The following is a 25,267-nucleotide window of genomic DNA, read 5'->3' on the forward strand; positions in this document are numbered from 1 at the left end:
CGAGAGGACCACCCGCACATGCCCCTGTACCTGAAGAGCGCGCCGACGAAGTCGTTCACCGACACGGCTCAGGCCGATGTCGCCGAGAGCGTGCGAACGGTGATCGACGAGATCCGCCATGGCGGCGACGCAGCCGTCCGGAAGTACGCGGAGCAGTTCGACAAATGGTCGGCCGACTCGTTCCGGCTGGACGACGCGCAGATCGCCGAGATCATGGCCGGGCTCGATCCGCAGGTCATCGAAGACATCGAATTCGTGCAGCACCAGGTGCGCACCTTCGCGCAGGCCCAGCGCGACTCCCTGGTCGACATCGAGGTCGAGACCCTCCCCGGCGTGCGCCTGGGCCAGAAGCACGTCCCGGTCCAGGCCGCCGGCGCGTACATCCCCGGAGGGAAGTACCCCCTGACGGCGTCGGCGCACATGACGATCATCACCGCCAAGGTCGCCGGTGTCCCCCGCGTGGTCGCGTGCACGCCGCCGATCCGCGGGGAGATCCCCGCCGCGACCGTCGCCGCCATGAAGCTGGCCGGTGCGGACGAGATCTACATCCTCGGCGGCATCCAGGCTGTCACCGCGATGGCCGTCGGCACCGAGACGATCGCGCCGGTCAACATGATCGCCGGCCCGGGCAACGCGTATGTCGCCGAGGCGAAGCGTCAGCTGTTCGGCGAGGTCGGCATCGACCTGTTCGCCGGCCCCACCGAGATCCTGATCATCGCGGACGACGACGCCGACCCGTTCCTCACCGCTGTCGATCTGCTCTCCCAGGCCGAGCACGGCCCCGAGTCACCCGCCGTCCTGATCACGACCTCCAAGGCCCTCGGCGAGAAGGTCATCGAGCACATCGACCGGCTGCTTCCGGGGATGTCGACGAAGGACTACGCGGGGCCTGCCTGGCGCGACTGGGGACAGGTCATCGTCGTGGACGACATCGACGAGGCCTACGCCCTGGCCGACACGTTCGCGTTCGAGCACGTACAGGTCTTCACAGCGCAGCCGCGCGAAGCGCTGGAGAAGATGCACGACTACGGCGCCCTCTTCCTCGGCGAGAACACCTGCGTCTCCTACGGCGACAAGGTGATCGGCACGAACCACGTGCTGCCGACGCTGGGCGCCGCCCGGTACACCGGCGGATTGTGGGTCGGCAAGTACCTGCGCACCGTGACGTACCAGGAGATCCTCGAGCCCTCCTCGTCCGCTCAGCTGGGTGAGGTGTGCGGTCGTGCAGCGCGAGTGGAACTCTTCGAGGGCCACGCCCGCTCGGGCGATGCCCGGGTGTGGCGGCACGCCGGCCGTTCCTTCGGCTGGATCGAGGACGCCGTCGGCGCAGGAGCCGGCGCTCGATGACCGATCTCACCGGCCGCACCGCCCTGATCACGGGCGGCGGAAGCGGCCTCGGCGCGGCGATCACCGCGGCCCTGCATGACGCGGGGGCGGCGGTCGTCCTCGTCGGCCGCGACGAGTCGAAGCTGGCCGCCGTCGCCGACCGGCTCGGAGAGCGCGCACGATGGGAGGTCTGCGACGTGGCGGACCCCGCATCCATCGACGCACTGGCGACCGCCCTCGCATCCACCGAGGTGTCTATCCTTGTCAACAACGCGGGCGTTCCGGGACCCGTCGCTGCGCTCACGGACATCACGGTCGACGAGTGGGACGAGGTCTTCGATGTCAACGTGCGGGGCACATTCCTGATATGTCGCGCGTTCCTTCCCGCGATGACCGCGCGGGGATCAGGAGACGTCATCAACGTGGCATCCGTGTCGGGCAAACGGCCGCTCGCTCACCGCACGCCGTACGCCGCCTCCAAGATGGCGGTCATCGGCCTCACCTCCACGCTGGCGTTCGAAGTCGGGCCGCTGGGCGTGTCGGTGAACACGCTGTCCCCCGGCCCGGTCTCGGGCCCGCGCATGGCGCGCAACTTCCGGCTCGAGGCGGAGCGCTCGGGAAGCACGATCGAGGATGCCGAGCACGCCTTCGTCTCCCGCGCGGCGCTCGGCCGCATGGTCACCGAGGAAGAGGTCGGACTCGCGGTCGTTGCGATGCTCGGGATGCCCGGGCTGTGCGGCGCCGACATCGACCTCTCCGCCGGGATGATCGCATGAGCGCGTCGCTGCGTGCCCGGGCGAGATCAGGCGACCGTCTCCTCGGTGTGCTGCTGCGCATGCCCGCCGAAGAACTTGTGGAGATGGCGGCCGTGGCGGGATACGACTTCATCCTCATGGACTGCGAGCACGGCCCGGCCGACGTCGTCGCCCTGCGACAGCACATGGCGCTCGCCGAGGCGCACGGGGTGCCCGTGCTGGTGCGCGTCGGTGAGGGCGACGACGCGGCCATCCTGCGGGTGCTCGATCAGGGGGCGCAAGGGGTGGTGGTCCCGCACCTCGACTCGGATGAGGACGCCCGCCGCGCGGTCGCCGCCGCGCACTATCCCCCGGTAGGACATCGCGGATTCGCGACCTACAGCCGGGCCGGCCGATTCGGCACGCGGGATGCCGCGGAGCACCGTGACTGGTTCCTCCAGAACACGCTGGTGATCGGCATGATCGAGTCGCCCCTCGGGGTCTCTGCCGCGTCGGCGATCATCGCGACGCCCGCGCTGGACGGGATCATGGTCGGGCCGTCCGATCTGGCAGCGTCATCCGGTCCCGATGATCCGCCGCCCGCCGTCGCAACCGGGCAGGTGCACGTCGAGCTCGCCCGGGCGGGGTCGCTGCGGATGGACATCGTCGGTTCTCCCGAGGCCGCCGCCCGCGCGTTCGCCGACGGCGCCGGTATCGTGGTCTACAACCTCGCGCACGTCCTCATGGCGCATCTGCGCTCTGCGCTCGACGCACGGTCCTGACCGCTGCGGCGGTCAGCGGTCGAGCCGGCTGCGCCAGGCGCCCACCACCTCACCGAACGCCTCGGGCTGTTCGAGCGGGAGCAGGTGGCCACCGTCCAGCGTGACCAGTTCCGCGCCCGGGATGGCATCGGCGATCTCGGTGTGAAACGAGGGCGGACAGATGGCGTCCTGCGCGCCCGAGACCACGAGGGTCGGCGCAGTCACGGCCGGCAGCTGAGGCAGCAGATCCACGCGCGTGCCCTGCAGGCGCAGCTGCATGTGCAGCACCTCGGCGCCGGTCTCCTCGCCCATCGCCAGCGTCCGCGCCACGAGGTCCGGGCGCACGGCCGAGGCCGAGAGAAGCATCGGCAGAAGGCCGCCCTGCAGGTCGACAGGTGAGACACCCGCGTCGAGCTGTCGGAGCCAGTCGTCCCACCCTGCCCGCTGCGCCGCGGTGGGCGCCTTCGCGTTCGTCGAGACGAGGAAGAGCCCGGCCACGCGCTCCGGAGCTCGGAGGATCATCGCCATGGCGACGATCGCTCCGAGCGAGAGCCCCCCGAGCAGGAACCGGTCCGGCAGCGATTCGAGCAGCCGCTCGACCTGGGCATCCATCGCTGGCACGTCCAGGACGGGAGTCACCGCGTCGTCGAAGCCGCATCCGGTCCAGAGATCGGCCGTGCAGTTCATCCCCGACAGCAGGACCAGCGGTGTCACCTCAGCCCTTCACCGCTCCGTCGCTGAGTCCGGCGACCAGATACTTCTGCGCGATGAACGCGATCAGGATGACCGGGACCGTCAGCAGCATGGATGCGGCGCCCGCCTGCTGGAGCATCGGCAGCGTCTGGCCGAGCTGGGTCGCAATGAACACGGGCACGGTCTTCGACCCGGTGTCGGTCAGGACGAGCGCTGTCAGGTACTCCTGGAACGCGAAGAGGAACACGAAGATCCCCGCGGTCAGGATGCCGGGGCCCATGAGCGGGATCATCACGCGCCGCAGCATCCCGATGCGTGTGCAGCCGTCGATCATCGCGGCCTCGTCGAGGTCGGGCGGAATCTCGGCGAAGAAGTTCCGCAGCAGCCAGATCGTGAACGGCTGGTTGATCGCGACCAGCGCCAGAGCGAGCGCGAAGGTGGTGTCGTAGATCCCCAGGGCGCGGCTGATGTCGTACATCGGCAGCACCACAGCGAAACGCGGCAGGGCACGGAAGATGAGGGCGAGCACGAGCAGGATCGCCGAGACGTAGCTCGGGAATCGCGACAGCGCGTACGCCGCGGGGATGCCGATGATCAGGGCGAGGATCGTCGAGATCACGGCGACCGCCAGCGTGTTCACCAGGTAGTCCGCGAAATACGTCGTCTCCCAGAGGTCGACGAAGGCCTGGAGCGTGGGCTGGTACCCCCACAGCACCGGCGGATTCGCGAAGGCGACGTCGGTCGGCTTCGTCACCGAGAGCGCCATCCAGATGAACGGTGCGAGCACCAGCACGCAGAGCAGGGCGAGCAGGATGCCGACCCAGAGAGGTGCACGCTTCGTGCGCCGTCTGCGCTTCGCCGGCGCGTCGCGTTCTCCGGTGGTGAGGGCGCGGGTGGACAGATCAACGGTCTCGAGCATCAGCGTGCCACCTTTGCTTCCTTGAAGATGCCTCGGATGAACGGCGTGAGCATGACGAGGATCAGGAGGATCGTGAGCACGTTGACCGCGCTGCCGAGGCCCAGCTGCTGAGCCCCGTTGGCGAACGCCACTGAGTAGACGTACAGCATGATCGATTCGTTTCCGATGGCCTGAGCCTGCGGCGACAGCGGGATCAGGCTGTCGAAGATGCGCAGGACATCCATGATCGTGATGAGCGTCACGAACCCGAGTACGCCGCGGATCGTCGGGATGATGATGTTCCAGTGGGTCTGGATCGCGCTCGCGCCGTCGATCCTCGCGGCCTCTCTCAGCTCGGCCGGAACACCCTGAAGGCCCGCCAGGATGATCAGCATGGCGAACGGCAGCATCTGCCAGACGGTGTTGGCGATGATGAGGATCGCATTCGGAACCGGGTCCGTGAACCAGAGCACCTTGGGCCCGCCGAAGAACGCGATCACGTGATTGACCACGCCGCCGAAGTTGTCGTCGAAGAGCCAGGAGAAGGCGACGGCGCCGACCAGCTGCGGCAGGACGTACGAGATCAGCAGGATGCCGAGCACGACGGGCCTCGAGACCGTCAGCATGTTGACCCCGGTCGCGACCAGGTAACCGAGAACGAGCAGGATCGCGACCGAGATCACCGTGATGATTACGGTGAAGAGCACCGCACGACCGAAGCGCGGGTCTGTCAGGGCCGCGGTGAAGTTGCTCAGGCCGACGAAGGTTCCGGGCGTGCCGTAATGCACGTTCTGGAGACTCCACTGGATGGTGCGGATCAGCGGCAGGACCAGGAGTCCGCCCATCACCAGCACGCTCGGCCCGATCAGCAGCCAGAATTCGCGTGGCTTCACGCCTTGTCCTCCCTCTCAACGGCTGTGGCCCAGAGCGTGCCCTGGGCCACAGCCATCACTTGCCTGTCGTGGAGACCTCAGCCGGCGATCTTCTCGCCGGCCGCCTGCATCTGCGTCATCCCGTCCTCGACCGAGAGCTTGCCGGTCAGCACCTGGACGAGGATCGGCTGGATCGCGTTCGTGACATCGGCGAGGATCGGCGACACGACCGGAGGCATGGCGCCGGCGATCGAGTCGTTGGCGGCCTGCCCGTACGGCGAGTTCTTGGTGGTGACCATGCCCTCACGAGCGGGGTAGGCGGCGGGGACCGACGCCTTCGAGGCGCGCTCGTTGACAGCGGCGGACATCATGCTGAAGAGCATGTCGTGGTTGAGCTTCGTGTTGAACGGGATCGACCATCCGTCGATGGAGGTGCGGTCGTAGAGGTACTTGGCATCCCCAGTCGCCTTCGGCGGCGCGGCGAAACCGAAGTCCTTGGACAGCTTGCTGTTCGTCGACAGAGTCAGGTCGTTCATGCGGCCCGAGAACATGATCGCCATCGCGGCCGTGCCGTTGTAGAGCTGCTGCTGCACCTTCGGCTGGTCGAACGTGGTGACCTGCGGGTCCATGTACGGGACCAGCGCACGCATCGACTCGAGCGCCTGCTTGGCCTGCGGCGTGTCGAGCGTGACCTTTCCGTCGGCCGTGACGAAGTCCTGGCCGAGCGAGTTCATGGTCGCCTCGAAGCTCGTCGTGATGTCGCCCGTGGCGAGCCACGGCAGGGCGATCGGGTGGTCCATCAGCTTCGCCGCTGTGATGGCCTTGGCCGCGCTGATCATGTCATCGAACGTCTTGGGCACGGGGAGATTGAGCTTTTTGAAGATGTCCTCGCGGTACGCCATGACGAACATCTGCCCCTGCATCGGGATGGCGTACAGGTGCCCGTCGTAGGTCATCGCCTTGCGCATCGACTCGCTGAGGGAGCCGAGGTCGTACTTGTCCTTGTACTTGGCGTAGAGGTCATCGAGGGCCACGAGCTTCTTGTCCGTCGCGAGGCTCGGGATGACGAAGCCGTACGTCTCGATGATGTCGTAGCTGCCGGTGTCGCCGGACAGGGTCGCCGTGGTCTTGGTCACCTGGCCGCCGAAGTCGATCGGGTCGTGCTTGACCGTGACCTTCCCCTTGCTGCAGCTGGAGACCATGGTGTTGGTGAAGGGGTCGATCGCGGACGAGTTGTACGCCAGGACATTGACGGTCGTGGCGTTCGAAGGAGCTGTGTAGTCGCAGACGACTTTCGTCGCGTTGGCGTTCCCGGTGCGGCTGCCAGCGCTGCACCCGGCGAGGACGAGCAGGCCGGCCACGATGCCGGCCGTGAGGGCGAGGCCCCGGAGCTTCTTGGTAGACATGAGGCGAGCGTATACGTATGCACCCTGGTAAGGGAAGCCTTACTCCAGATATTGAACAGACATCCGATCGCATCGGTCTGCGGGACGTCGACGTCGCGACTGCATGTCGCCACGACTTACCGGCCACTTCAGGCGCAATGCCCTTCGATGAACCATGGCTCGGGGATTTCGTGCCCACTCAATCCCTGACCAGCTGCTCGCCGGCCTCGACATCCTCCCCGCTAGCAGACTGCCAACCTGAGGTGCTCACGCCCTCAACCCGCGCGGCTCCGGAGATCCGACCCGGGGCTGACGGCCCGGCATGAGGCGGGCCCGGTCGAATCACGGCCTGGCCCGTCTCATCCGATCACTCACATCCGAAGCGACCCGACGGACGTCTCGTTCACGCCGACGGCGTCGCCTCCTCACCGTCCACGGAGATGACGAGGTCGGCGAACGCGCGGCGGGCGCGGATGCGGCGCGCGTTCGGCTCATCGACGGAGGCTACCCAGTCCTCGGCGTCCGCGCGGGCCTTCCCGAACGCGACGTGCCGCTCGACCAGGCGCGAGCGCCGAACGTCCGAGGGTACGTCGGCATACCAGATCTCCGCCGCGACATCTCGCACGAGCGACCAGGGTGCAGTGTCGTCGAGCAGGTAGTTCCCCTCGGTGACGATCAGCGCGCGGCCGGGCGGGATGACGCGGTCCGCGGCGATCGGCTGCTCGAGCGTGCGTTCGAACCCGGGAACATAGACGGGGTGAGATGGCTCCGCGAGAGCCCGCCGCAGCGCGGCGAGGTACCCCCATCCGTCGAACGTCTCGATCGCACCCTTCCGTTCGAGGAGTCCGAGCTCTGCAAGAGTGCGGTCGCCGAGATGGAAGCCATCCATCGGCAGCCACGCGACCGGGATGCCGCGAGCGCGCAGCGCATCCATCACGTCGAGCGCGAGCGTCGACTTGCCCGCTCCCGGCTCCCCTACGATGCCGAGGATCACGCGATCCGCCCGCGCTGCGAGCGCCGCCGCGCGATCCGCAATCGCCGTATCCAGGCTTGGCACGCTCGAACTCTACGGCGCGCCCGGGTACGGCTGCCGCATTTCCCGCTCCATCGCGCTCTCCGCGTGACGCGCATCCTGAAGCGATTCGCACACCTGCCCACGCGGCGATCGCGCGGGGATCGGCAACCCGCCGCGAAGGGAAGTCGCCTGTGACCGCCTGGCATGCAGCATAGCGGGATGCCATCGCGGCGTTGCCGACGCGCTTTGCGGTGGTGCAGTCGGCCACGCCGGGACCGAGACGAGGTTGCCTTTGGCCAGACGTCCGAACTGCTGGGAGACGGAGGGAATGGCGCCCTCCGCCTCGGTTACCCACATGCCAGCTGCCTTACATCGCTGCGGATTGGATGCATGTTGCAGAGCAGCAGTAGCTCGCGCTCAACAGATCGGCGAGCTGGACGGCGCCCAAGTCAATGGGATTTGAGCGCATTCGTTCTTTCCCAGTTCTTGCCCACGGCGTTCGCAAAAGGAGCGCTGATCAGGGATTTTTATGGCGGAGACGGAGGGATTTGAACCCTCGGTCCCCTTACGGGGCTCCACCTTAGCAGGGCGTCGATTGGCCCACCGGAGCCGACACTGCGGGCTCCACATACTCGCTGAGCACTCCATACACGGCGACCACAAGGCGGGCCGGTTCGCGCTGAGTCCGCTTGACGACGAGGCGTTCAGTTATCCCTCCGGCGCATCCCCATCTCCGGACTCAAGCTCAGAGCCCACGTCTTCGGCGAAGGACCGCACGACTTCTTCGAGCAGCCGGAGGAACCACCGCCGCGCAGCCGTGGGGTGCAGTGCTGGGTTGGCGAAGAGGCGGACCTGGAAGTCCTCCAGGAGGTGGTTGACCGGGCGGGAGCTCAAGGGCCAGCGTTTCTCGAAAACGGCCGCGACGCGACTGGGCACAATCGCCGCGCTCTGGGAGCGGACGAGCGTCTCAGGAAGCGTCGAGAGGTGGTGTACCCGCAACGCGGACGCCGGCACCACGCTTGCGGCCTCGAGAGTTCGACCCACCCGATCATGGCCGGACGACGTATCGATGAGCGCCAATCGGAGGGTGGCGAACTCGGACGGCACCACCGGTGTCCCGATGAGGTCTTTCGGCCACGCCGCTACGCACACGTAGCTCTCCGTGAACAGATCGACCGTCGGCGTGCGACCAGTGGGAGGAGCGCTGCTGATCGCGGCGTCCACTTCGCCGCTGGAAATCCATCGGTCAACCGCGTCGATATCAACGGGTACGACGTCAAGGCTGACGGCCGGGGCATCGGTGGACAACCTTTCCATGAGCGAGGGCAGGTAGGAGAACTCGCCCATATCGGTGAGAGCGATGCGAAAACGTGTACGGGCGGTTGCAGGGTCGAAGTCGCGCCCGGCGACGACATCGTCGATCGCATCGATGGCGGAGCGGGCCACGGCGTAGAGCTGCTCCGCCCGCGCGGTGGGAGCCATGCCCTGCGCCGAGCGGACGAAGAGCGCGTCGCCAAGATCCTGACGCAACCGCCCGAGGGCGTAGCTCACGGAGGGTTGAGTCACGTTGAGCAGGGCTGCTGCGAGGGTGAGGCTGCGACGCTCGTAGATCGCGACGAAGGTGCGCAGCAAATCCAGGTCCACAGTCGCCAAGAGGGACCTCCTTCGCGTCGGAGCACCCGAGGTGCCGCTCATAGAGGGATTCTATTCCTGACATCTGAACCCTCGTCTGGACACTATTAACATCGAGATATTGAATCGAATCAGCCCGAAGGCGGGTGCGAAGGGATTGTGCGATGACGCAGCAGTGGACCCCGAGACGTATCGCGGTGCTGGGCGCTTCCGGCCTGACCGGCTCGGGACTCGCCCACCAGCTGTCGCTCAGCCCTGACTTCGACGAGATCCTCCTGCTGGATCTGAAGGACAGCCTTCTGCAGGCGCACGCGATTGATATGCGCGAGGCGCAGATCGTGACGGGGAGTACTCACGCAGCGCTGCAAGTGATCCCGATGGAGCGGGCCGCCGAGCAGCGGCCGGTGGATCTGGTCGTGGTCGCCGCGTCACTGCCTGAGACCCCGGATGGCAGCCGAGAGGCATTCCTCGATGCCAATCTCGGCGTGTTCCGCGCTTTGGTGCCGACAATCAACGCCCTTGCCGGGGACGACGCCCTCGTGATGATCCTGACCAACCCTACCGACGTGCTCGCGACCTGCCTGGCGCGCATGAGTGGCCTCGCCCCCTCACGCATCTTCGGGTACTGCTTGAACGACAGCGTGCGCCTCGTCGCGGCTGTCGCGCGCGAATTGCAGGTGTCACCCGCCAGGGTCCGGGCACTTGTCGTCGGCGAGCACGGCGACGGGCAGGTACCCGTGTGGAGCGGGATCGAGGTCGACGGCTCGCCGGTCCACCTCGCTGACGACCAGCGAGCTCGAATCGACGCGGACGCACGAGGCTGGTTTCGACGCTGGTCCGACCTGCGTCCCGGAAGGAGCTCCGGCTGGACGACGCCAGTGGGCTCGGCGCGCACGATTACCGGGCTCATGTCCGGAGAGCCGATGCCGGTTGCTGCATGGTACGAGGACGGCGTGAGCGAGGGCTCTCACACGACGCTTCTCGCAGTCGTGCGCGACGGATCGGTCGTGCCGATAGCGCTGGACTACTTGGACGACGCCGAACGCTCGGCTCTTGACGAGGCCTCGGCTGCGATCGCCGAGAAGGCACGCCGCACAGATGCACTCGCGCGCTCCGGCGCAGAAAGGAACTGACCGATGACGTTCTTCGACCCGCAGACCTGGGATGGCCGTTACTTCAATGGCTCATGGATGCCGGCATCCAGCACCTTCCCCGTCGTCTCACCCTCCACCGGCGAAACGCTCGGCAGCGTCGCGAGCGCCACCGCCGACGATCTTGCCGCAACGGTCGAGCGGGCGCGCCTCGCACAGGTGGCGTGGGCCGCGAGTCCTGCCGAGGAGCGTGCGGCCGTGCTTCGACGCGCCGCCGCCCTCCTCGAGGAGAACACGGGCGTGCTCGCACAATGGCTCAGTGATGAAGCCGGTTCATCACAGGGCAAGGCGCTCTTCGAGGCCGGCCTGGTGGCGAACGAGTTCCATCTCGCCGCCGCTACCGCGCTCATGCCGTACGGTCAGCTGCTGCGATCGGCGCGCCCGCGGCTAAGCCTGAGCCGACGCCGGCCGGTCGGTGTCGTGGGCGTGATCTCGCCATTCAATTTCCCTGGCATCCTCTCCGCCCGGTCCATCGCGCCGGCTCTCGCTCTCGGCAACGCCGTCGTGCTGAAGCCCGACCCACGCACCAGCGTGAGCGGCGGACTGTTCTTCGCTGCCGTCCTCGAAGAAGCGGGCGTTCCCGCCGGCGTGTTCTCGGTGATCCCCGGCGGGGTCGAAGTGGGCTCGGCCCTCGTCGATCACCCGGACGTGCCGGTCATCTCGTTCACGGGATCGACCGAGGCCGGGCGGATCATCGGTGCACGAGCGGGGCAGCTGCTCAAGCGGGCGCACCTGGAACTCGGCGGCAACAACGCACTCGTCGTCCTCGGTGACGTCGACCTGGCAGCCGCGGCATCCGCGGGGGCCTGGGGTTCGTTCCTTCACCAGGGACAGATCTGCATGACCACGGGCCGTCACCTCGTGCACGACAGCATCTATGACGAGTACATCGCCCTACTCAGCGAGAAGGCCAAGGCCCTCCCGGCCGGCAACCCGACATCGGGCGCCCCTCTCGGACCGATCATCGACGAGCGTCAGCGCGACAAGATCGACGCCATCGTGCATGAAACCGTCGACGCGGGAGCGCGCTTGACTGCCGGTGGCCGCTACGACGGCTTGTTCTACGAGGCCACCGTGCTCGCCGACGTCGCCCCGGACCATGCGGCATTCCAGAAGGAGATCTTCGGGCCGGTGGCCCCCGTCACACGGTTCGGGTCGGTGGACGAACTCGTCGAGCTCGTCAACGCGAGCGACTACGGGCTTTCGCTCGGCATCCTGGCCAAGGACGCGTTCCGGGCCTACGAGCTGGCCGACCGCCTGCCCACCGGCATCCTGCACATCAACGATCAGACTGTGGACGACGAGTCGCAAGCGCCTTTCGGAGGCGTGGGAGCGTCGGGCACCGGCGCTCGCTTCGGCGGCCATGAGGCGAACATCGAAGCATTCACCGAGACGCAATGGGTGACGATCCAAGCCGACGTCGCGACCTACCCGTTCTGATTCACGACAGCCATCCCATGCCCTCTCTCGACGTCGCTCACGCGTTCTACGACGTGCTTCGCTCCCACGGCGTGACGCGCATGTTCGGCAACCCTGGATCGAACGAGCTCACGATGCTGAAGCATCTTCCGGACGACATCGAATACGTCCTGGCCCTGCAAGAGGGCGCGGCGGTCGCAATGGCCGACGGGTACGCACAAGCTTCCGGTTCCCTCGGCGTGGTGAACCTGCATTCTTCGTCGGGTACCGGCAATGCCATGGGCAATCTCACCAACAGCGCCGCCGCGCATGTCCCGCTTCTCGTGATCGCCGGGCAGCAAAGCCGACGGTACGTTCCCCTCAACGCCATGCTCACCAATCTCGACGCGACTCGGCTGGGCGATCCGCTCATGAAGTGGTCGGCCGAGCCGCTCCGCCCGGAAGACGTACCGCTCGCGGTCTCGCAGGCCGTCCTGCTGGCGGAGTCCGCACCCACCGGACCGGTGTTCGTCTCGGTGCCACTGGATGACTGGGATCGCCCGGCGGATGATCGCGCCTCTGCCCACCTGACGCAGAGGACCGTGTCGGGTACACCCGTCCTCGCCGACGTGAGCGTCGAAGCGATCGCTGCGGCGCTCGACCAGGCTTCTGCACCTGTCCTCGTGCTGGGGCCGGGAGCAGACACCACTCACGGCTGGGAAGCGACGCGCCTGCTCAGCGAACATCGTGGGATGCCGGTCTGGGTTGCTCCCAGTCCGTCGCGGGCGCCCTTCCCGACGCGGCATCCGTACTTCCGCGGGGTCCTCCCGACGGGCTTGGGGGACGTTGCTGACGTCCTCTCCGAACACGATCTGGTGCTCACGATTGGCGCGGCGGTGTTTCGCTATCACCAGTTCGTCGACGGCAGTCCGCTGGCTTCCGGAACTCTGCTCATCGGCATCACGTCCGATCCGAGCGAAGCCTCGCGAGCGGCAGCTGGAACGCTCTACGTGGGAGATCCGTGTGACGCCGCGGTTCGGCTGGCCGCCCGAGTGAGGGAGGGAGAGCAGTCCGCGTCAGGGGTCGTCGAGATCGTCGACGCTCCGACCTCCGTCAATGGCCGGTACTCGGCGCACGCGATTCTCGATGCCGTGGATGCCGCCAAGCCCGACGATTCGGTGATCGTCCTCGAGTGGACATCCGCCGATACTCTCTGGGCCAGGCTGACTTTCGACAGCGCACAGTCTTACTACTTTCCCGCGAACGGCGGACTCGGATGGGGGTTGCCGGCATCCATCGGTGTTCAGCTCGCCAACCCTGATCGCCCCGTTATCGCGCTCATAGGCGACGGAGCCATGCAATACACGCCCTCGGCGCTGTGGACGGCCGCGCGCTACCAGGTTCCCGTGACATTCGTGATCGCGCAGAACGAGGAGTACGGCGCGCTGCAGCGCTTCTCGCGGATCATGCATGTGCCTGACGCCGGGTACCTCGACCTAGACGGCCTCGACCCCGTCTCGATCGCCAAAGGTTACGGCATCGACGCGTGCGAGCTCGCCGACATCGATCAGCTCGAACAGTTCGTGAGAGCTGCGGGGTCTGCCACGGGGCCACGTCTCGCCGTCGTCCCTCAACTCTCGCAGCGCTGACCCCACAAGAAGATCCGCACTGAGCCGCTCACCGCGGATGACACAAGAGAACACAGCTTGCCAGCAAGGGCGGACCGACCGCCCAGCTTACAAGGAGGTAACAGCATGACGATGTCCCAGACGCGGCGAGCACTCACTTCGGTACGGTCGAAAGAATCCCTTGTCGGCGGCGCTCGAAAACTGGACAGTAGCGGCGCTCGAAAAGTGAACACTCAACGATTGGAGAGTGATCACTTTGGAGGATTGGGCGTTGATCCGCAGGCTGGCTGCGGAGGGTGTTCCGAAGGCGCAGATCGCGGCGCGGCTGCAGATCTCGAGGACCACGGTCATCAAGGCGGTGGGTTCGGGTTCGCCGCCGCGGTATGAGCGGGCGGCGAGGCCGACCTCGTTCACGCCGTTCGAAGCGCGAGTCCGGCAGCTGTTGGTCGAGACTCCGGATATGCCGGCGACGGTGCTGGCCGAGCGGGTGGGGTGGACGGGGTCGATCCGCTGGTTCCGGGACAACGTGCACCGGCTGCGGCCGGAGCAACGGCGTATCGATCCCGCGGACCGGCTCACGTGGGAGCCCGGGGACGCGGCGCAGTGTGATCTGTGGTTCCCGCCGGAGAAGATCCCTCTGGAGGACGGCACCCGGAAGCTGCTGCCGGTGCTGGTGATCACGGCCGCGCACTCGAGGTTGATGCTCGCGCGGATGATTCCGACGCGGAAGACGGAGGATCTGCTGCTGGGGTCGTGGGAGCTGATCCAACAGCTCGGGCGGGTGCCGCGGCGGCTGATCTGGGACAACGAACCCGGCATCGGGCGCGGCAAACGGCACGCCGAGGGCGTTGACGCGTTCATGGGCACGCTGGCGACGAGGCTGGTGCTGCTTCCGCCGAAGGACCCGGAGTCCAAGGGCGTCGTGGAGCGCCGCAACGGCTGGTTCGAGACCTCGTTCATGCCGGGCCGGTCGTTCACTTCCGCTGCGGACTTCGACGCCCAGTTCCGGGACTGGCTGGGGCGGGTCAACGCCCGGGTGGTGCGCACCACAAAGGCGTCACCGCTGCAGCGGGTCGACGTGGACCGGGCGGCGATGCTGCCGTTGCCGCCGATCCCGCTGCACTTGGGTTGGCGCAACCGGGTCCGGCTCGGCCGGGATTACTACGTCCGTCTCGACACCAACGACTACTCCGTCGACCCGCAGGTAATCGGCCGGCTCGTGGACGTGACCGCGGACTTGGAACGGGTCAGAGTCCGCGCGGACGGGCGGATCGTGGCTGACCACGCGCGGGTCTGGGCCAGAGGGATGACGATCACCGATCCTGCCCATGTCGAGACCGCCGCGAGGCTGCGGAAACAGTTCCAACAGCCCCGCGCCGCCGCCGCCGGTGACGACCTGGCCCGTGACCTCGCGGACTACGACCGGGCCTTCGGGATCATCGATGGAGAGCTCAGCTGATGGCTACCACGAAGACGACCGAGTCGGTCAAGCAGCTCACGTATCTCGCCGGCGCGTTGAAAGCACCCCGGATCACCGAAGCCGCGACCCGGCTCGCCGACCAAGCCCGCGACGCGGGCTGGTCGTTCGAGGACTACCTCGCCGCCGTCCTGGAACGCGAGGTGTCGGCGCGCAACGCGTCCGGCGCGGAGCTGCGGATCAAGGCCGCCGGGTTCCCGGCACGGAAGACACTGGAGGACTTCGACTGGGACGCGCAGCCCCCAGCCCGGCAGCAGATCGCGCAACTCGCCTCCGGCGGGTTCCTCCTGGAAGCGCAGAACGTGGTGCTGCTCGGCCCGCCCGGAACGGGGAAGACGCATTTGGCGATCGCGTTGGGGATCGTCGCCGCCCGGCACGGGCATCGGGTGCTGTTCGCGACCGCGACGGACTGGGTCACCCGCCTCACCGACGCGCACCGGCAAGGCCGGCTCCCCCAAGAGCTCGCGAGGCTGCGGCGTTACGGGCTGGTCATCGTCGACGAAGTCGGCTACCTCCCGTTCGAGCAAGACGCGGCGAACTTGTTCTTTCAGCTGGTGTCCTCCCGCTACGAGCACGCGTCGCTGATCCTCACCTCGAACCTCCCGTTCTCCGGGTGGGGAGGGGTGTTCGGAGACCAGGCCGTCGCCGCTGCGATGATCGACCGGATCGTGCACCACGCCGACGTCCTCACCCTGAAAGGCGCCAGTTACCGGCTCCGCGGACGCGGCATCGACAGCCTCCCCAGCATCCGCACCACAACCGACGAAACCCCTGGCTAGACTGCCCGCAACCGTTCACAATTCGAGCGCCGAAAGCGACCAGGATTCAGGCGCCGCCGACATCCCTGATCAAGCGGAATTGAGCATTCTGCCCGCGGGCGGACTCGCAATCTCGCGACGCCCTCCACACACTTCAGAATCGCTAAGAAACGAGCTGCTCAGAATGCTCGGGGTCACTTGGGGGTCACCTGGTTCTCGGCGCATCCACGACTCGACACCGATCCGCACGCGGGCATCATGCGGTCGAGGATCATATCGCGGACAGCAGCTGACACTCACGTTGCCAGCTGCGTACAGGCACTGCGCGGTCGAAGAGCGGTGGCGAATGACGGTGGGAATGTCGGCTACCTCCGCGTCCGCCTATCGCGCCTGGAACTCGACGAGAAACACCGACTGAGGTGCGAGGTCGAAGTCGAGCTGGATGTCGCCCGCGTCGGACACCCGTGAATCGCTGGGGCCGTGGACGGCTCCTGTCGTCGAGGTGCGCGTGATGCTCACTGTTCGCCCAGCCCAAGGGAGGTTGCGAATGTCCACGCGGGCGGATGCGACACCCGCTGACGCCAGTTCTCGCCGTTGCGGAGGCAGGGCGAAGCCGAGCTCGATGCGCTGCGCGCCGATGGGGATGCGGAATGTGAACCGATCTTCCTCCCGTTCGACGAGCGCCGCGTCGGGCGCGACGTAATTGGCCACGAGCACGCGCACCACATCTCCGTCCCGACCGGCCGCGCAGGCGAGACCCGATTCGTCGCCGCCGGTGACCGCCAGGCGGTGTCCCCTGAGCGCTCGTCCGGCGAGGGCGAGCGCGCGGGACCGTTCATCGGGGGCGTCGTCCGCCGTTCCGACACCGGCCGGATCCACGAAGCCGTAGTGCGGGTCGCGCCCGCTGTCGGCGCGGAAGAAGAACGCGTGATCGATGACGGTGTCCTGGAGGTAGATCGCCGTCGCCGCCTGGAATGCGCCCTTCTCAGCGGCCGGCGCGGAGCTACTGGGAACGGCGAGGTAGTTCCAGTAGCAGAGCGTCAGGTCGGTGTCTGTGAAGCCGTGACGGTCGAGCAGGGCACGCAGTTCGGCAGACACGGAGCGGGTCGTGGATGCCACGATCCGCCTGCTGACCGAGCGCGGCGATGGGGACTTCACCATCGCCGAGGTGAGCGCGTATGCCGGCGTGGCTGTTGGAACCGTCTATGGGCGAGTGGGGAACAAGGAATCTCTACTGCTTGCCGTTCACGAGCGGGAGCTCACCCGGATGGACCGCGAGACCGTCGCTCAGCTGGGCGCGGCGTCCGGGAGCGGCTCCACGCTGCGCGAAGCGATCGGTGCGGTGATAGCGGCCCGGACCACAACACTCGCAGCAGAAGCTCCCCTTCTGCGCGCACTGATGCGGGTCGCCGTCGATTACCCGGCGATCTCCCGGCGAGGTCGCGAATCAGGTCTCATCGCGCAAAGCGCGTTTGTCGAAACTTTGACGGCGGTGTGCCGGCGGTTCGGCCTCGATCTCGCGGGAGAAGACGTGGAATGGGCGGACGAAGTGACTTATGCTGTTGCGGCGCGACAGCTCAGCATCGAGCTCGCCGATAGGGGCGCACCGATGCGAGTTATCCCTCTTGAGAGGCTGACGGCGCGGCTGACAGACACCATCACGGCGTATCTGTCGTCTCAATAGCTGTCCGGCTGCCGCCAGCCGCCTTCGGGGTTGCGTCCGGGAACCACGTGGCCGGCCTGGTGGTGGGAAGACTCAGCTGCTAATCGTGCGCTGACGTGTTATGCGCCCGTTGAGCGCCGCCGATCCTAGTCACGTGTGTGGCAACAAGGCACCCTTGTGATCGTCGTCCCTCAGGTCGCCGCGATTCGCGTTCTGGCGGAGACGGAGACTCACGGTCAGCATCAGACGTCATTCGAGGGGACACCACCTTTGCGGGGTCGGCTACTTCCGACTGGATTTACCTTCTGACCACTCAAATACTTTGGTCAATCGCAGCCAGAAGACGCTCATGCGTACCAGATGCGAACCGAGGCGAACCAACGGTTCGCACTCAGTCCTCTCCACGCACTTCATACACAATTCGCGTTCGAGCCGAGATGAAAGAAAAACCCCAGTTGACCTGGGGTTTTCACGCGGAGACGGAGGGATTTGAACCCTCGGTCCCCTTACGGGGACTCCACCTTAGCAGGGTGGTGCACTAGGCCTGACTATGCGACGTCTCCTTGCCCGCCGGAGCGGACAGGCACCCGCCGAAGCGGGCGCCGCACCCGCGAGCGGGCACGTCCGTCAATAGTACCTGGTCGTTCCGGCGGCTGCGAACGCGGCGGCGGGTCAGCCGTTGCCGTTGTAGACCTGGCCCTTCGAGCAGGTCTGCTGGGCCGCCGTGGTGCCTGTGATGGTCGAAGGCAGCGCAGCCGAGTCGGTCGCCGTCGGCGACGGCGTGGGGCCCGTCGTCGCACCGGCGGTGGGCGCCGCCGTGGTGGGGCCGGCGGAGGCCGTCGGTGCGGGCGTCTGCTGAACAGTGCCGACGCCGCTGTTGCCGGTCAGCTGCAGCTGCTTGTTCTGGCTGAGCGCCGTCAGGAGCTGTGTGGCGGCGGTCCTGTTCGGAACGACACGGTTGGGGTTCGCGGGGTCGTACCCGGTCGGGTACTGCACGAAGACGAACTGATCGAACGGGACGCTCTTGGCCGCGAGCGCGATCTGCACGAGCGTCATCGGGTTCGTGAGGCTCTCGCTCGGCGTGACGTTCTGAACCGTGGTCGAGGCCAGCTTGTAGAGGGTGGCGGGGTTCGACAGGACGCCCTGGCTCATGATCTTCTGCACCAGCCGCGACATGTACTGCTGCTGGTTCGAGATGCGACCGAGGTCGCTGCCGTCGCCGACACCGTGCCGCGTGCGCAGGAACTGCAGCGCCTGCAGGCCTTGGATCGTGTGGGTGCCCGCGGTGAGGTCGAGGCCCGTCAGGCGGTCCTTCAGGTGGCCCGAGACGCAGACGTCCACGCCGCCGATGGCGTTCGTGATCTGGATGACGCCGCCCCACGTGATCTTGGCCGCGAAGGGGATCTGGATGCCGGTGAGCTGCGTGATCGTCTTCGCGACGCACGAGAGGCCGCCGATGTCGTAGGTCGAGTTGAGCATGAGCTTGCTCGCCGGCGACGACGTCGAGCCGTTCGGCCTCGTACACGAGGGCACAGGCAGCATCATGTCGCGGGGGAAGGAGATGACCGTCACGCGGCGGGGGTTGCTCGAGATGTGGAGCAGCATGTTGACGTCGTTGTTCTCGCTCGCCGCATCCGCCCCCTTGCAGCGATTGCCGAACAGGGCGTCGTACGCGGGCTCGCACTGGTCGGTGCCCACGAGCAGCAGGTTGACGTCGCCCTCGTAGGCGCCGATGCCGGGCGGCGGCGCAGCCGCCTCGCCTTCGAGCTTCACGGAGCGGCCGGCGAAGGAGGACGAGAGGTCGGTCACCGCGTACGCGGCGACGCCGGCCCCCGAGACCAGGACCACGGCGATCGCGATCGCCAGTCCCTTCAGCAGCTGGGCGAAGGGATTGGGGCTCCGGAGCTGGCCGTGGCGGGCAAGCGGGCGGCGCGCAGCTCTGCCGGGCTTGGTCGTCTGGCTCACTCGAGTCCTCTCAGGCTTCGCCTCCGGCTGTTGCGGAGGGTGTGGGATTCGAACCCACGGGACATTTCTGCCCACTGGTTTTCAAGACCAGGTCCATCGGCCGCTCGGACAACCCTCCCGATGGTGTGCGCACGCGCGCACCATCCATCAATCAGGCGTCGAGTCTAGCCGACGGCGTTCTCACCATTTTCCCGGGCCCGCCTGAGCGGGCCCTGAGTGGGACGTCAGAGCCGGCGCAGGACCTCGGCGGTGCCGCCCTCGTGGACGGATGCGGTGACCTCGGTCGCCGCATCCCGCACTTCGTCCGGCGCCTGCGCCATCGCGACGGCGCGCCCGCCCTGCTGGCGCGCCCACGCGAACATGCCCAGGTCGTTGCGCCCGTCGCCGACGACGACGACCCGGGAGCCGGCGACCCCCAGCTCGGTGCGCACGATCTCGAGCGCGGTGCTCTTGTCGACGCCCAGCGGGGCGATGTCGAGCCACGCCGTCCAGCCGATGGCGTACGACACGTGGTGCAGGCCGATGCGCTCGACGAGCTCCATGAAGTCCTCGTCGCTCTGCCCGGGCGAGACCACGACCACGCGGCAGACCGGCTGCGCCGACAGCTGCTCGAAGGGCACCTGCGTGGCATCCCGCAGATTCCAGTGGTCGAGCTGCTCGGTGTACAGGCGGTGCCCGTCGGGGAGCTCCACCATGTAATGGGCATGGGGCAGGTCGCGCACGAGAAGCTCCAGCACCTCGGATGCGTCGAACGTCTCGGTGTGGAAGCGCTCGTAGCCGTCGCCGGCGCGGCGCAGCACGACGGCGCCGTTGGAGCAGACGACGAACTCCGGCGTCATGCCGAGGGTGTGCAGCACCCACTCCGTGCCCGCCCAGCTGCGCCCGGTCGCCAGCATGACCTCGTTGCCCGCGGCCGCGGCGTGCGCGATCGCATCGACGATGCCGGGGCTCAGCGTCTCGTCCTCGAGCAGGAGCGTGCCGTCGATGTCGAGCGCGATCAGGCCGGGTACGGCCTCGCGAGCGGAGGATGCGGGCACGCCGGCGGCCGTGTCGGTCACGCGATGGGCTCCAAGACCTCGAGTCCGCCGAGGTAGGGCCGCAGCACCTCGGGCACGACGACGGAGCCGTCCTCGCGCTGGTGCGTCTCCAGCAGGGCGACGATCCAGCGGGTGGTCGCCAGGGTGCCGTTGAGGGTGGCGACGTGCTGCGTGCGGCCGCCTTCGTCCGGTCGGTAGCGGATGTCGAGGCGCCGCGCCTGATACGTCGTGCAGTTCGAGGTGCTGGTCAGCTCCCGGTAGGCGCCCTGCGTCGGGACCCACGCCTCGACGTCGTACTTGCGGGCCGCGCTCGACCCGAGATCGCCGGCCGCGACGTCGATCACCCGGTAGCTGAGGCCGAGGTCCTGCAGCATCGCCTCCTGCATCGCGACCAGCCGCAGGTGCTCGGCCTCGGCATCCTCCGGAGTCGTGTAGACGAACATCTCGAGCTTGTTGAACTGGTGCACGCGGATGATGCCGCGGGTGTCCTTGCCGTATGAGCCGGCCTCGCTGCGGTAGCACGTCGACCAGCCGGCGTAGCGCTTCGGCCCGCGCGCGAGGTCGATGATCTCGCCCATGTGGTAGCCGGCGAGCGGCACCTCGCTCGTGCCGACGAGGTACAGGTCCTCCTTCTCGAGGCGGTACACCTCGTCGGCGTGCTGGCCGAGGAATCCGGTGCCGCGCATGACCTCCGGCCGCACGAGGGTGGGCGGGATCATCGGGATGAACCCGGCATCCAGCGCCCGCTGCAACGCGAGCGACATGAGGGCGTACTCGAGCCGTGCCCCCACGCCGGTGAGGAAGTAGAAGCGGCTGCCCGACACCTTCGTGCCGCGCTCCATGTCGATCGCGCCGAGGCGCTCGCCGATCTCGAGGTGGTCGAGCGGTGCGAACGCGAAGGATGCAGGCTCCCCGTGCGTGCGCAGCGTGACGAAGTCCGCCTCGCCGCCGGCGGGGACGTCGTCGATCACGATGTTCTCGATGCGGGCGAACGCCTCGTCGGCCGCCTCCTCGGCGGCGGTGACAGCGTGCTGGGCCCGCTTGACCTGCTCGCTCAGCTCCTTCGCCTCGGCGACGAGCGAGGGCTTCTCGTCCTTGGATGCCTGCGCGACACGCTTCCCGTGCACGTTCTGCGCGGCACGCAGCTCCTCGAAGGCCGTGATCGCAGCCCGGCGCGCCTTGTCGGCCGCGACGGCGTCATCCACCGTCTCCGGCGACTCCCCCCGCTTCTCCTGCGAGCGCTTGACCAGCTCGGGATTTTCGCGAAGAAGCACGGGGTCGATCATCCGTCAAGTCTCGCACAGCGTGTTCGCGCACCCGCGGGATATCTTGTCCCCATGGGCGACGATCCGGAGCGGCACAAGCGCGCCGCTCTCGTCTACAACCCCATCAAGGTCGACAAGAGGATGCTGCGCGCCAGCGTCGTCCACTGGTCGAAGCGCTCAGGCTGGCTGCATCCCCTCTTCTTCGAGACCACGCTCGACGACCTCGGCGACGGCGTCGCGCGGCAGGCGCTCGATGAGAAGGTCGACGTGGTCCTCGTCGCGGGCGGGGACGGCACCGTGCGGGCCGTCGCCGGAGCGGTCGCGGGATCCGATGTGCCGCTCGCCATCGTTCCGAGCGGCACGGGGAACCTCTTCGCGCGGAATCTGCGGCTCCCCCTCGACCCGGAGCTCATGGTGGCCGCGGCCTTCGGCGAGAACATCACCAAGACCGACGTCGGCCTGGCCCGCATCACTCGCGAAGGGGGCGACGTGGAGGAGCACGCCTTCGTCGTCATGGCCGGTATCGGGCTCGACGCCGCGATGATCGCGAACACGCGTCCGCAGCTGAAGAAGCACGTGGGCTGGATGGCCTATGTCGACGGGGCCGCCCGCGCACTGCCCGGCGCCAAGCCGTTCCGCGTGATCTATGCGCTCGACGAGCAGCGCCTGCACACGGCGCGGGTGCAGAGCGTGCTGTTCGCCAACTGCGGGCAGCTGCCGGCCGGCATCGCGCTGATCCCGGATGCGTCGCTCGACGACGGGCTGCTCGACATCATGGTGATCCAGCCGACCGGGTGGTTCGGGTGGCTGGGCGTGTGGCGCAAGGTGTGGTGGGACAACAGCGTGCTGCGCCGGTTCCGCGCGGGGCGCCGCGTGCTCGAGCGCCGCGGCCGGGACACGTCGATCCACTATCTGCGTGGCGGTTCGATGGAGGTCGCGGCGACGGCCCCCCGGCCCATCGAGCTCGACGGCGACGCGTTCGGCGACGGACGGAGCATCGTGTGCTCGGTGCGGCCGGGGGCGCTGCTCACGGTCACGCCGTAGCCGCTCCGGCGGGAATGCGCGGGGATGCGCCAAGGTTGCCGCTGAGGATGATCGCACTCTCCGTCCTCGACCTGATCCCCGTCCGCACCGGCCAGACGAGCGCGCAGGCGGTCGCCGCATCCCTCGATATCGCCTCCCGGGCCGACGATCTCGGCTACCGGCGCTACTGGTTCGCGGAGCATCACAACATGCCGTCGGTCGCGTCCACCACCCCTCCGGTGCTGATCGCCGCCGCCGCGGCGCGCACGTCTCGGATCCGCGTCGGCTCGGGCGGCGTGATGCTCCCCAACCACGCGCCGCTCATCGTCGCCGAGCAGTTCGCCGTGCTCGAGGCGATCGCGCCCGGACGCATCGACCTCGGCATCGGCCGCGCCCCTGGCAGCGACCCGGTGATCACCCAGCTCCTGCGCCAGGAGGGGACGACGAGCGACGTCGAGCGCTTCCCCGAGCACGTACGCGACATCGCCTCCCTCGTCGCACCCGGCGGTGCGACGCTGCGCTTCACCTCCGGCGGCGAATATTCGGTGCACGCGACACCGGCCGCGGCCGGGACTCCGGAGATCTGGCTGCTGGGCTCGAGCGACTACTCGGCGCAGCTGGCGGCATCCTTCGGTCTGCCGTACGTCTTCGCGAACCACTTCTCCGGCGACGGCCTGGAGCGGGCGCTCGAGCTGTACCGGACGCAGTACCACCCGTCCGAGGCCCACCCCGAGCCGCGTACCTTCCTGACCGCGAACGCCGTCGCGGCGCCCACCGCCGAGGAGGCCGAGGCGCGTGCCCTGCCCCAGCTGCGGGCCATGGGCCGACTGCGCTCGGGTCGCCCGGCGACGCCGCTCGAGACCGTGGAGCAGGCGCAGGCGGCCGAGCCGGATCCCGCCGTCGACGAGCTCGCAGCCCGCATGCGCCCGCGGTGGTTCGTGGGCACCGGCCCGGAGGTGCTCGCATCGCTCACCGCGCTCGCGCAGCAGCACGGCCTCGACGAGGTCATGATCTCGCCCATCGCGGGATCGTTCGACGGTGAGCCGCTGGATGCCGCGCCCGGCCGGGTCCAGACCCTCGAGCAACTCGCGGCCTGACGAGAGCTAACGGAGGGCGCCGACGCTCGCGAGCGCCATGCGGACGAGCGTGCCGCGGCCGCCCTCCATCTCGGCGGCGAGGGCGTCGGAGGCAGCCTCCTGCGGCGACAGCCACGTGACCTCGAGTGCGTCCTGCCGCGGCTCGCACGTGCCGGTGACCGGCACCACGAAGGCGAGCGACACCGCGTGCTGCCGGTCGTCGTGATACGCGCTGACGCCCGGGATGGGGAAGTACTCGGCCACCGTGAACGGGTTCGGCTGCGGCGGAAGCAGCGGGAAGGCCATGGGACCGAGGTCGTCCTCGAGGTGGCGGAACAGCGCATCCCGCACGGTCTCTCCGTAGCGCACACGGCCGGACACGATCGTGCGCGTCATCTCGCCGAGCGGCGTGGCGCGCAGCAGGATGCCGACCTCGGTCACCGCCCCCATGCCGTCGGTGCGCACGGGCACAGCCTCGACATAGAGGATCGGCAGGCGCCGGCGCACCTCGGCCAGCTCGACGTCGGTGAGCCAGCCCGGATTGGCGGTCGGACCGCCGAACGGCGGCTGCGCGTCGAACGGCGGATTCGATCCGAACGGCGGATTCGATCCGAACCCGCCCGACCCGCTGAAGGGCGGATTCGCACCGAACCGGCCGGGGGGCTGATCGCCGCGCTCGTCGGGATCCGGATCTGGGGTGCGGACAGGCATGGTTCCTGTATACCCGTCCCTCCCCCGGCGCGCACTCAGGCTGGTTCGTGTCCTCCGTCCGCGCGATGATGGGCGGATGACGCCGTCCGACGCCTCATTGGACCCCGACGTCGTCCGGTGGTCGGCGCCGCCGGCGGAGCGAGCCGGGCGCCCTCTGCTCGTGCTGCTGCACGGGTACGGCTCCGACGAGAACGACCTGTTCGGGCTCGTCCCCTACCTTCCCGACGACTTCGTCACGGCCTCGGTGCGCGCGCCGCTGACGCCGCCCTGGCCCATGATGGGCAACGCCTGGTACGCGATCGACGCGATGAATCTCGACGACGTGGGCGCACGCCCCGGCGCGGCGGCCGCTCCCGACGAGGGCATGGGAGGGGTGACGGCCGCAGCATCCGCGTTCATCGAATGGCTGGATGCCGCGACGGATGCGCCGCACGTCGGCCTGCTCGGCTTCTCCCAGGGCGGCGCGGTGTCGCTGCAGGCGCTGCGCCTGCAGCCCGAGCGCTTCGCGTTCGCCGTCAACCTCAGCGGCTACGTGTCGCCGGGCGAGCTGCCGCGGGATGCGGAGCTCGCCGCACGCAAGCCGCCCGTGTTCTGGGGGCGCGGCACGCGGGATGACGTCATCCCGCCCTCCCTCGTCGAGCACAGCGCCGAGTGGCTGCCCGCCCACGTCGACCTGTCGGGCCGCGTCTACCCCGGGCTCACGCACAGCGTGTCGGAGGAGGAGCTGGCGGACGTCCGCACATTCCTCACCCATCGTCTTGACGAACTCGCAGACTGATGCGCTATCGTGGCGAGGTCC

Annotated in this window: 23 protein-coding genes and 2 tRNA genes; 12 read left to right on the forward strand and 13 right to left on the reverse strand. The window is 68.0% G+C overall.

Translation table 11 applies throughout. From position 1 onward, the window contains the following. The first annotated feature begins 18 nt into the window (after positions 1 to 18). Genes hisD through SM116_RS17155 form a run of 3 tightly spaced genes read left to right on the forward strand, consistent with a single transcriptional unit; the run spans position 19 to position 2,842 of the window. On the forward strand, positions 19 to 1,347 hold the full coding sequence (hisD, locus tag SM116_RS17145; protein WP_320942178.1) for a histidinol dehydrogenase: 1,329 nt from the start codon (positions 19 to 21) through the stop codon (positions 1,345 to 1,347). Beyond that, a complete protein-coding gene (locus tag SM116_RS17150) occupies positions 1,344 to 2,102 on the forward strand; it encodes an SDR family NAD(P)-dependent oxidoreductase (RefSeq protein WP_320942179.1) in 759 nt (252 codons plus the stop codon). Before hisD ends, SM116_RS17150 begins: the two co-directional genes overlap by 4 nt. Then, on the forward strand, positions 2,099 to 2,842 hold the full coding sequence (locus SM116_RS17155) for an HpcH/HpaI aldolase family protein (protein WP_320942180.1): 744 nt from the start codon (positions 2,099 to 2,101) through the stop codon (positions 2,840 to 2,842). Before SM116_RS17150 ends, SM116_RS17155 begins: the two co-directional genes overlap by 4 nt. A gap of 12 nt (positions 2,843 to 2,854) precedes the next feature. Here SM116_RS17155 and SM116_RS17160 read toward each other — a convergent pair whose 3' ends face one another. The 6 genes from SM116_RS17160 to SM116_RS17185 form a co-directional block, all read right to left on the reverse strand. After that, complete coding sequence (locus SM116_RS17160; RefSeq protein ID WP_320942181.1) at positions 2,855 to 3,535, reverse strand: alpha/beta fold hydrolase; 681 nt, start codon at positions 3,533 to 3,535, stop codon at positions 2,855 to 2,857. Between the two features lies 1 nt (position 3,536). After that, complete coding sequence (locus SM116_RS17165) at positions 3,537 to 4,433, reverse strand: carbohydrate ABC transporter permease (protein WP_320942182.1); 897 nt, start codon at positions 4,431 to 4,433, stop codon at positions 3,537 to 3,539. Beyond that, positions 4,433 to 5,305 carry a carbohydrate ABC transporter permease gene (locus SM116_RS17170; protein ID WP_320942183.1) on the reverse strand — a complete coding sequence of 291 codons (873 nt, stop codon included), beginning with the start codon at positions 5,303 to 5,305 and terminating at the stop codon, positions 4,433 to 4,435. The genes SM116_RS17165 and SM116_RS17170 overlap by 1 nt, the downstream gene beginning before the upstream one ends. 77 nt (positions 5,306 to 5,382) lie before the next feature. Beyond that, positions 5,383 to 6,486, reverse strand: coding sequence for an ABC transporter substrate-binding protein (locus SM116_RS17175; protein WP_425563207.1), 1,104 nt, complete (start codon positions 6,484 to 6,486; stop codon positions 5,383 to 5,385). Between the two features lie 586 nt (positions 6,487 to 7,072). Beyond that, a complete protein-coding gene (locus SM116_RS17180) occupies positions 7,073 to 7,726 on the reverse strand; it encodes a nucleoside/nucleotide kinase family protein (protein WP_320942185.1) in 654 nt (217 codons plus the stop codon). 666 nt (positions 7,727 to 8,392) lie between these two features. Further along, positions 8,393 to 9,328 carry a LysR family transcriptional regulator gene (locus tag SM116_RS17185; RefSeq protein ID WP_320944205.1) on the reverse strand — a complete coding sequence of 312 codons (936 nt, stop codon included), beginning with the start codon at positions 9,326 to 9,328 and terminating at the stop codon, positions 8,393 to 8,395. A gap of 152 nt (positions 9,329 to 9,480) precedes the next feature. Here SM116_RS17185 and SM116_RS17190 point away from each other — a divergent pair, with 152 nt between their 5' ends. From SM116_RS17190 to istB, 5 genes are all read left to right on the forward strand, one after another. Continuing rightward, positions 9,481 to 10,449 (forward strand): lactate/malate family dehydrogenase, encoded by a 969-nt coding sequence (locus SM116_RS17190; RefSeq protein WP_320942186.1) that lies wholly within the window; start codon positions 9,481 to 9,483, stop codon positions 10,447 to 10,449. 3 nt (positions 10,450 to 10,452) lie between these two features. Further along, the gene (locus tag SM116_RS17195; protein WP_320942187.1) at positions 10,453 to 11,907 is read left to right on the forward strand and encodes an aldehyde dehydrogenase family protein; all 1,455 of its coding nucleotides are present in this window, start codon (positions 10,453 to 10,455) and stop codon (positions 11,905 to 11,907) included. A 17-nt stretch (positions 11,908 to 11,924) separates the two neighbouring features. Beyond that, complete coding sequence (gene mdlC, locus SM116_RS17200; RefSeq protein ID WP_320942188.1) at positions 11,925 to 13,514, forward strand: benzoylformate decarboxylase; 1,590 nt, start codon at positions 11,925 to 11,927, stop codon at positions 13,512 to 13,514. A gap of 226 nt (positions 13,515 to 13,740) precedes the next feature. After that, a complete protein-coding gene (istA, locus tag SM116_RS17205) occupies positions 13,741 to 14,952 on the forward strand; it encodes an IS21 family transposase (protein WP_320941640.1) in 1,212 nt (403 codons plus the stop codon). Beyond that, positions 14,952 to 15,749 (forward strand): IS21-like element helper ATPase IstB, encoded by a 798-nt coding sequence (istB, locus tag SM116_RS17210; RefSeq protein ID WP_320941639.1) that lies wholly within the window; start codon positions 14,952 to 14,954, stop codon positions 15,747 to 15,749. Before istA ends, istB begins: the two co-directional genes overlap by 1 nt. Before the next feature lie 360 nt (positions 15,750 to 16,109). Here the strand turns inward: istB and SM116_RS17215 are convergent, their stop codons facing one another. Next, positions 16,110 to 16,847, reverse strand: a complete 738-nt coding sequence (locus tag SM116_RS17215) for a hypothetical protein (RefSeq protein ID WP_320942189.1) — start codon at positions 16,845 to 16,847, stop codon at positions 16,110 to 16,112. Between SM116_RS17215 and SM116_RS17220 the strand changes: the two genes are divergently transcribed. Then, positions 16,837 to 17,412: a TetR/AcrR family transcriptional regulator gene (locus SM116_RS17220; protein ID WP_320942190.1), complete on the forward strand. Its 576-nt coding sequence runs from the start codon at positions 16,837 to 16,839 to the stop codon at positions 17,410 to 17,412. The two genes, SM116_RS17215 and SM116_RS17220, sit on opposite strands and share 11 nt — an antisense overlap. 453 nt (positions 17,413 to 17,865) lie before the next feature. Here SM116_RS17220 and SM116_RS17225 read toward each other — a convergent pair. From SM116_RS17225 to serS, 5 genes are all read right to left on the reverse strand, one after another. Beyond that, positions 17,866 to 17,954, reverse strand: a tRNA-Ser gene (locus SM116_RS17225). A gap of 109 nt (positions 17,955 to 18,063) precedes the next feature. Continuing rightward, complete coding sequence (locus SM116_RS17230; RefSeq protein WP_320942191.1) at positions 18,064 to 19,356, reverse strand: LCP family protein; 1,293 nt, start codon at positions 19,354 to 19,356, stop codon at positions 18,064 to 18,066. Between the two features lie 33 nt (positions 19,357 to 19,389). Further along, positions 19,390 to 19,474: transfer RNA gene (locus SM116_RS17235), tRNA-Ser, on the reverse strand. A gap of 106 nt (positions 19,475 to 19,580) precedes the next feature. After that, positions 19,581 to 20,414 (reverse strand): HAD family hydrolase, encoded by an 834-nt coding sequence (locus SM116_RS17240; protein ID WP_320942192.1) that lies wholly within the window; start codon positions 20,412 to 20,414, stop codon positions 19,581 to 19,583. Next, a complete protein-coding gene (gene serS, locus SM116_RS17245; protein ID WP_320942193.1) occupies positions 20,411 to 21,679 on the reverse strand; it encodes a serine--tRNA ligase in 1,269 nt (422 codons plus the stop codon). Before serS ends, SM116_RS17240 begins: the two co-directional genes overlap by 4 nt. A gap of 51 nt (positions 21,680 to 21,730) precedes the next feature. On the opposite strand from serS, the gene SM116_RS17250 reads away from it, so the two are divergent. After that, on the forward strand, positions 21,731 to 22,702 hold the full coding sequence (locus SM116_RS17250) for a diacylglycerol/lipid kinase family protein (RefSeq protein ID WP_320942194.1): 972 nt from the start codon (positions 21,731 to 21,733) through the stop codon (positions 22,700 to 22,702). A gap of 47 nt (positions 22,703 to 22,749) precedes the next feature. Continuing rightward, a complete protein-coding gene (locus tag SM116_RS17255) occupies positions 22,750 to 23,778 on the forward strand; it encodes an LLM class flavin-dependent oxidoreductase (protein WP_320942195.1) in 1,029 nt (342 codons plus the stop codon). Positions 23,779 to 23,784: 6 nt separating this feature from the next. Here the strand turns inward: SM116_RS17255 and SM116_RS17260 are convergent, their stop codons facing one another. Continuing rightward, positions 23,785 to 24,468: an NUDIX hydrolase family protein gene (locus SM116_RS17260; RefSeq protein WP_320942196.1), complete on the reverse strand. Its 684-nt coding sequence runs from the start codon at positions 24,466 to 24,468 to the stop codon at positions 23,785 to 23,787. Between the two features lie 76 nt (positions 24,469 to 24,544). On the opposite strand from SM116_RS17260, the gene SM116_RS17265 reads away from it, so the two are divergent. After that, a complete protein-coding gene (locus SM116_RS17265) occupies positions 24,545 to 25,246 on the forward strand; it encodes an alpha/beta hydrolase (RefSeq protein ID WP_320942197.1) in 702 nt (233 codons plus the stop codon). Positions 25,247 to 25,267: the final 21 nt, after the last annotated feature.

The sequence above is a fragment of the Microbacterium rhizosphaerae genome, from assembly GCF_034120055.1.
Lineage (GTDB): Bacteria > Actinomycetota > Actinomycetes > Actinomycetales > Microbacteriaceae > Microbacterium > Microbacterium rhizosphaerae.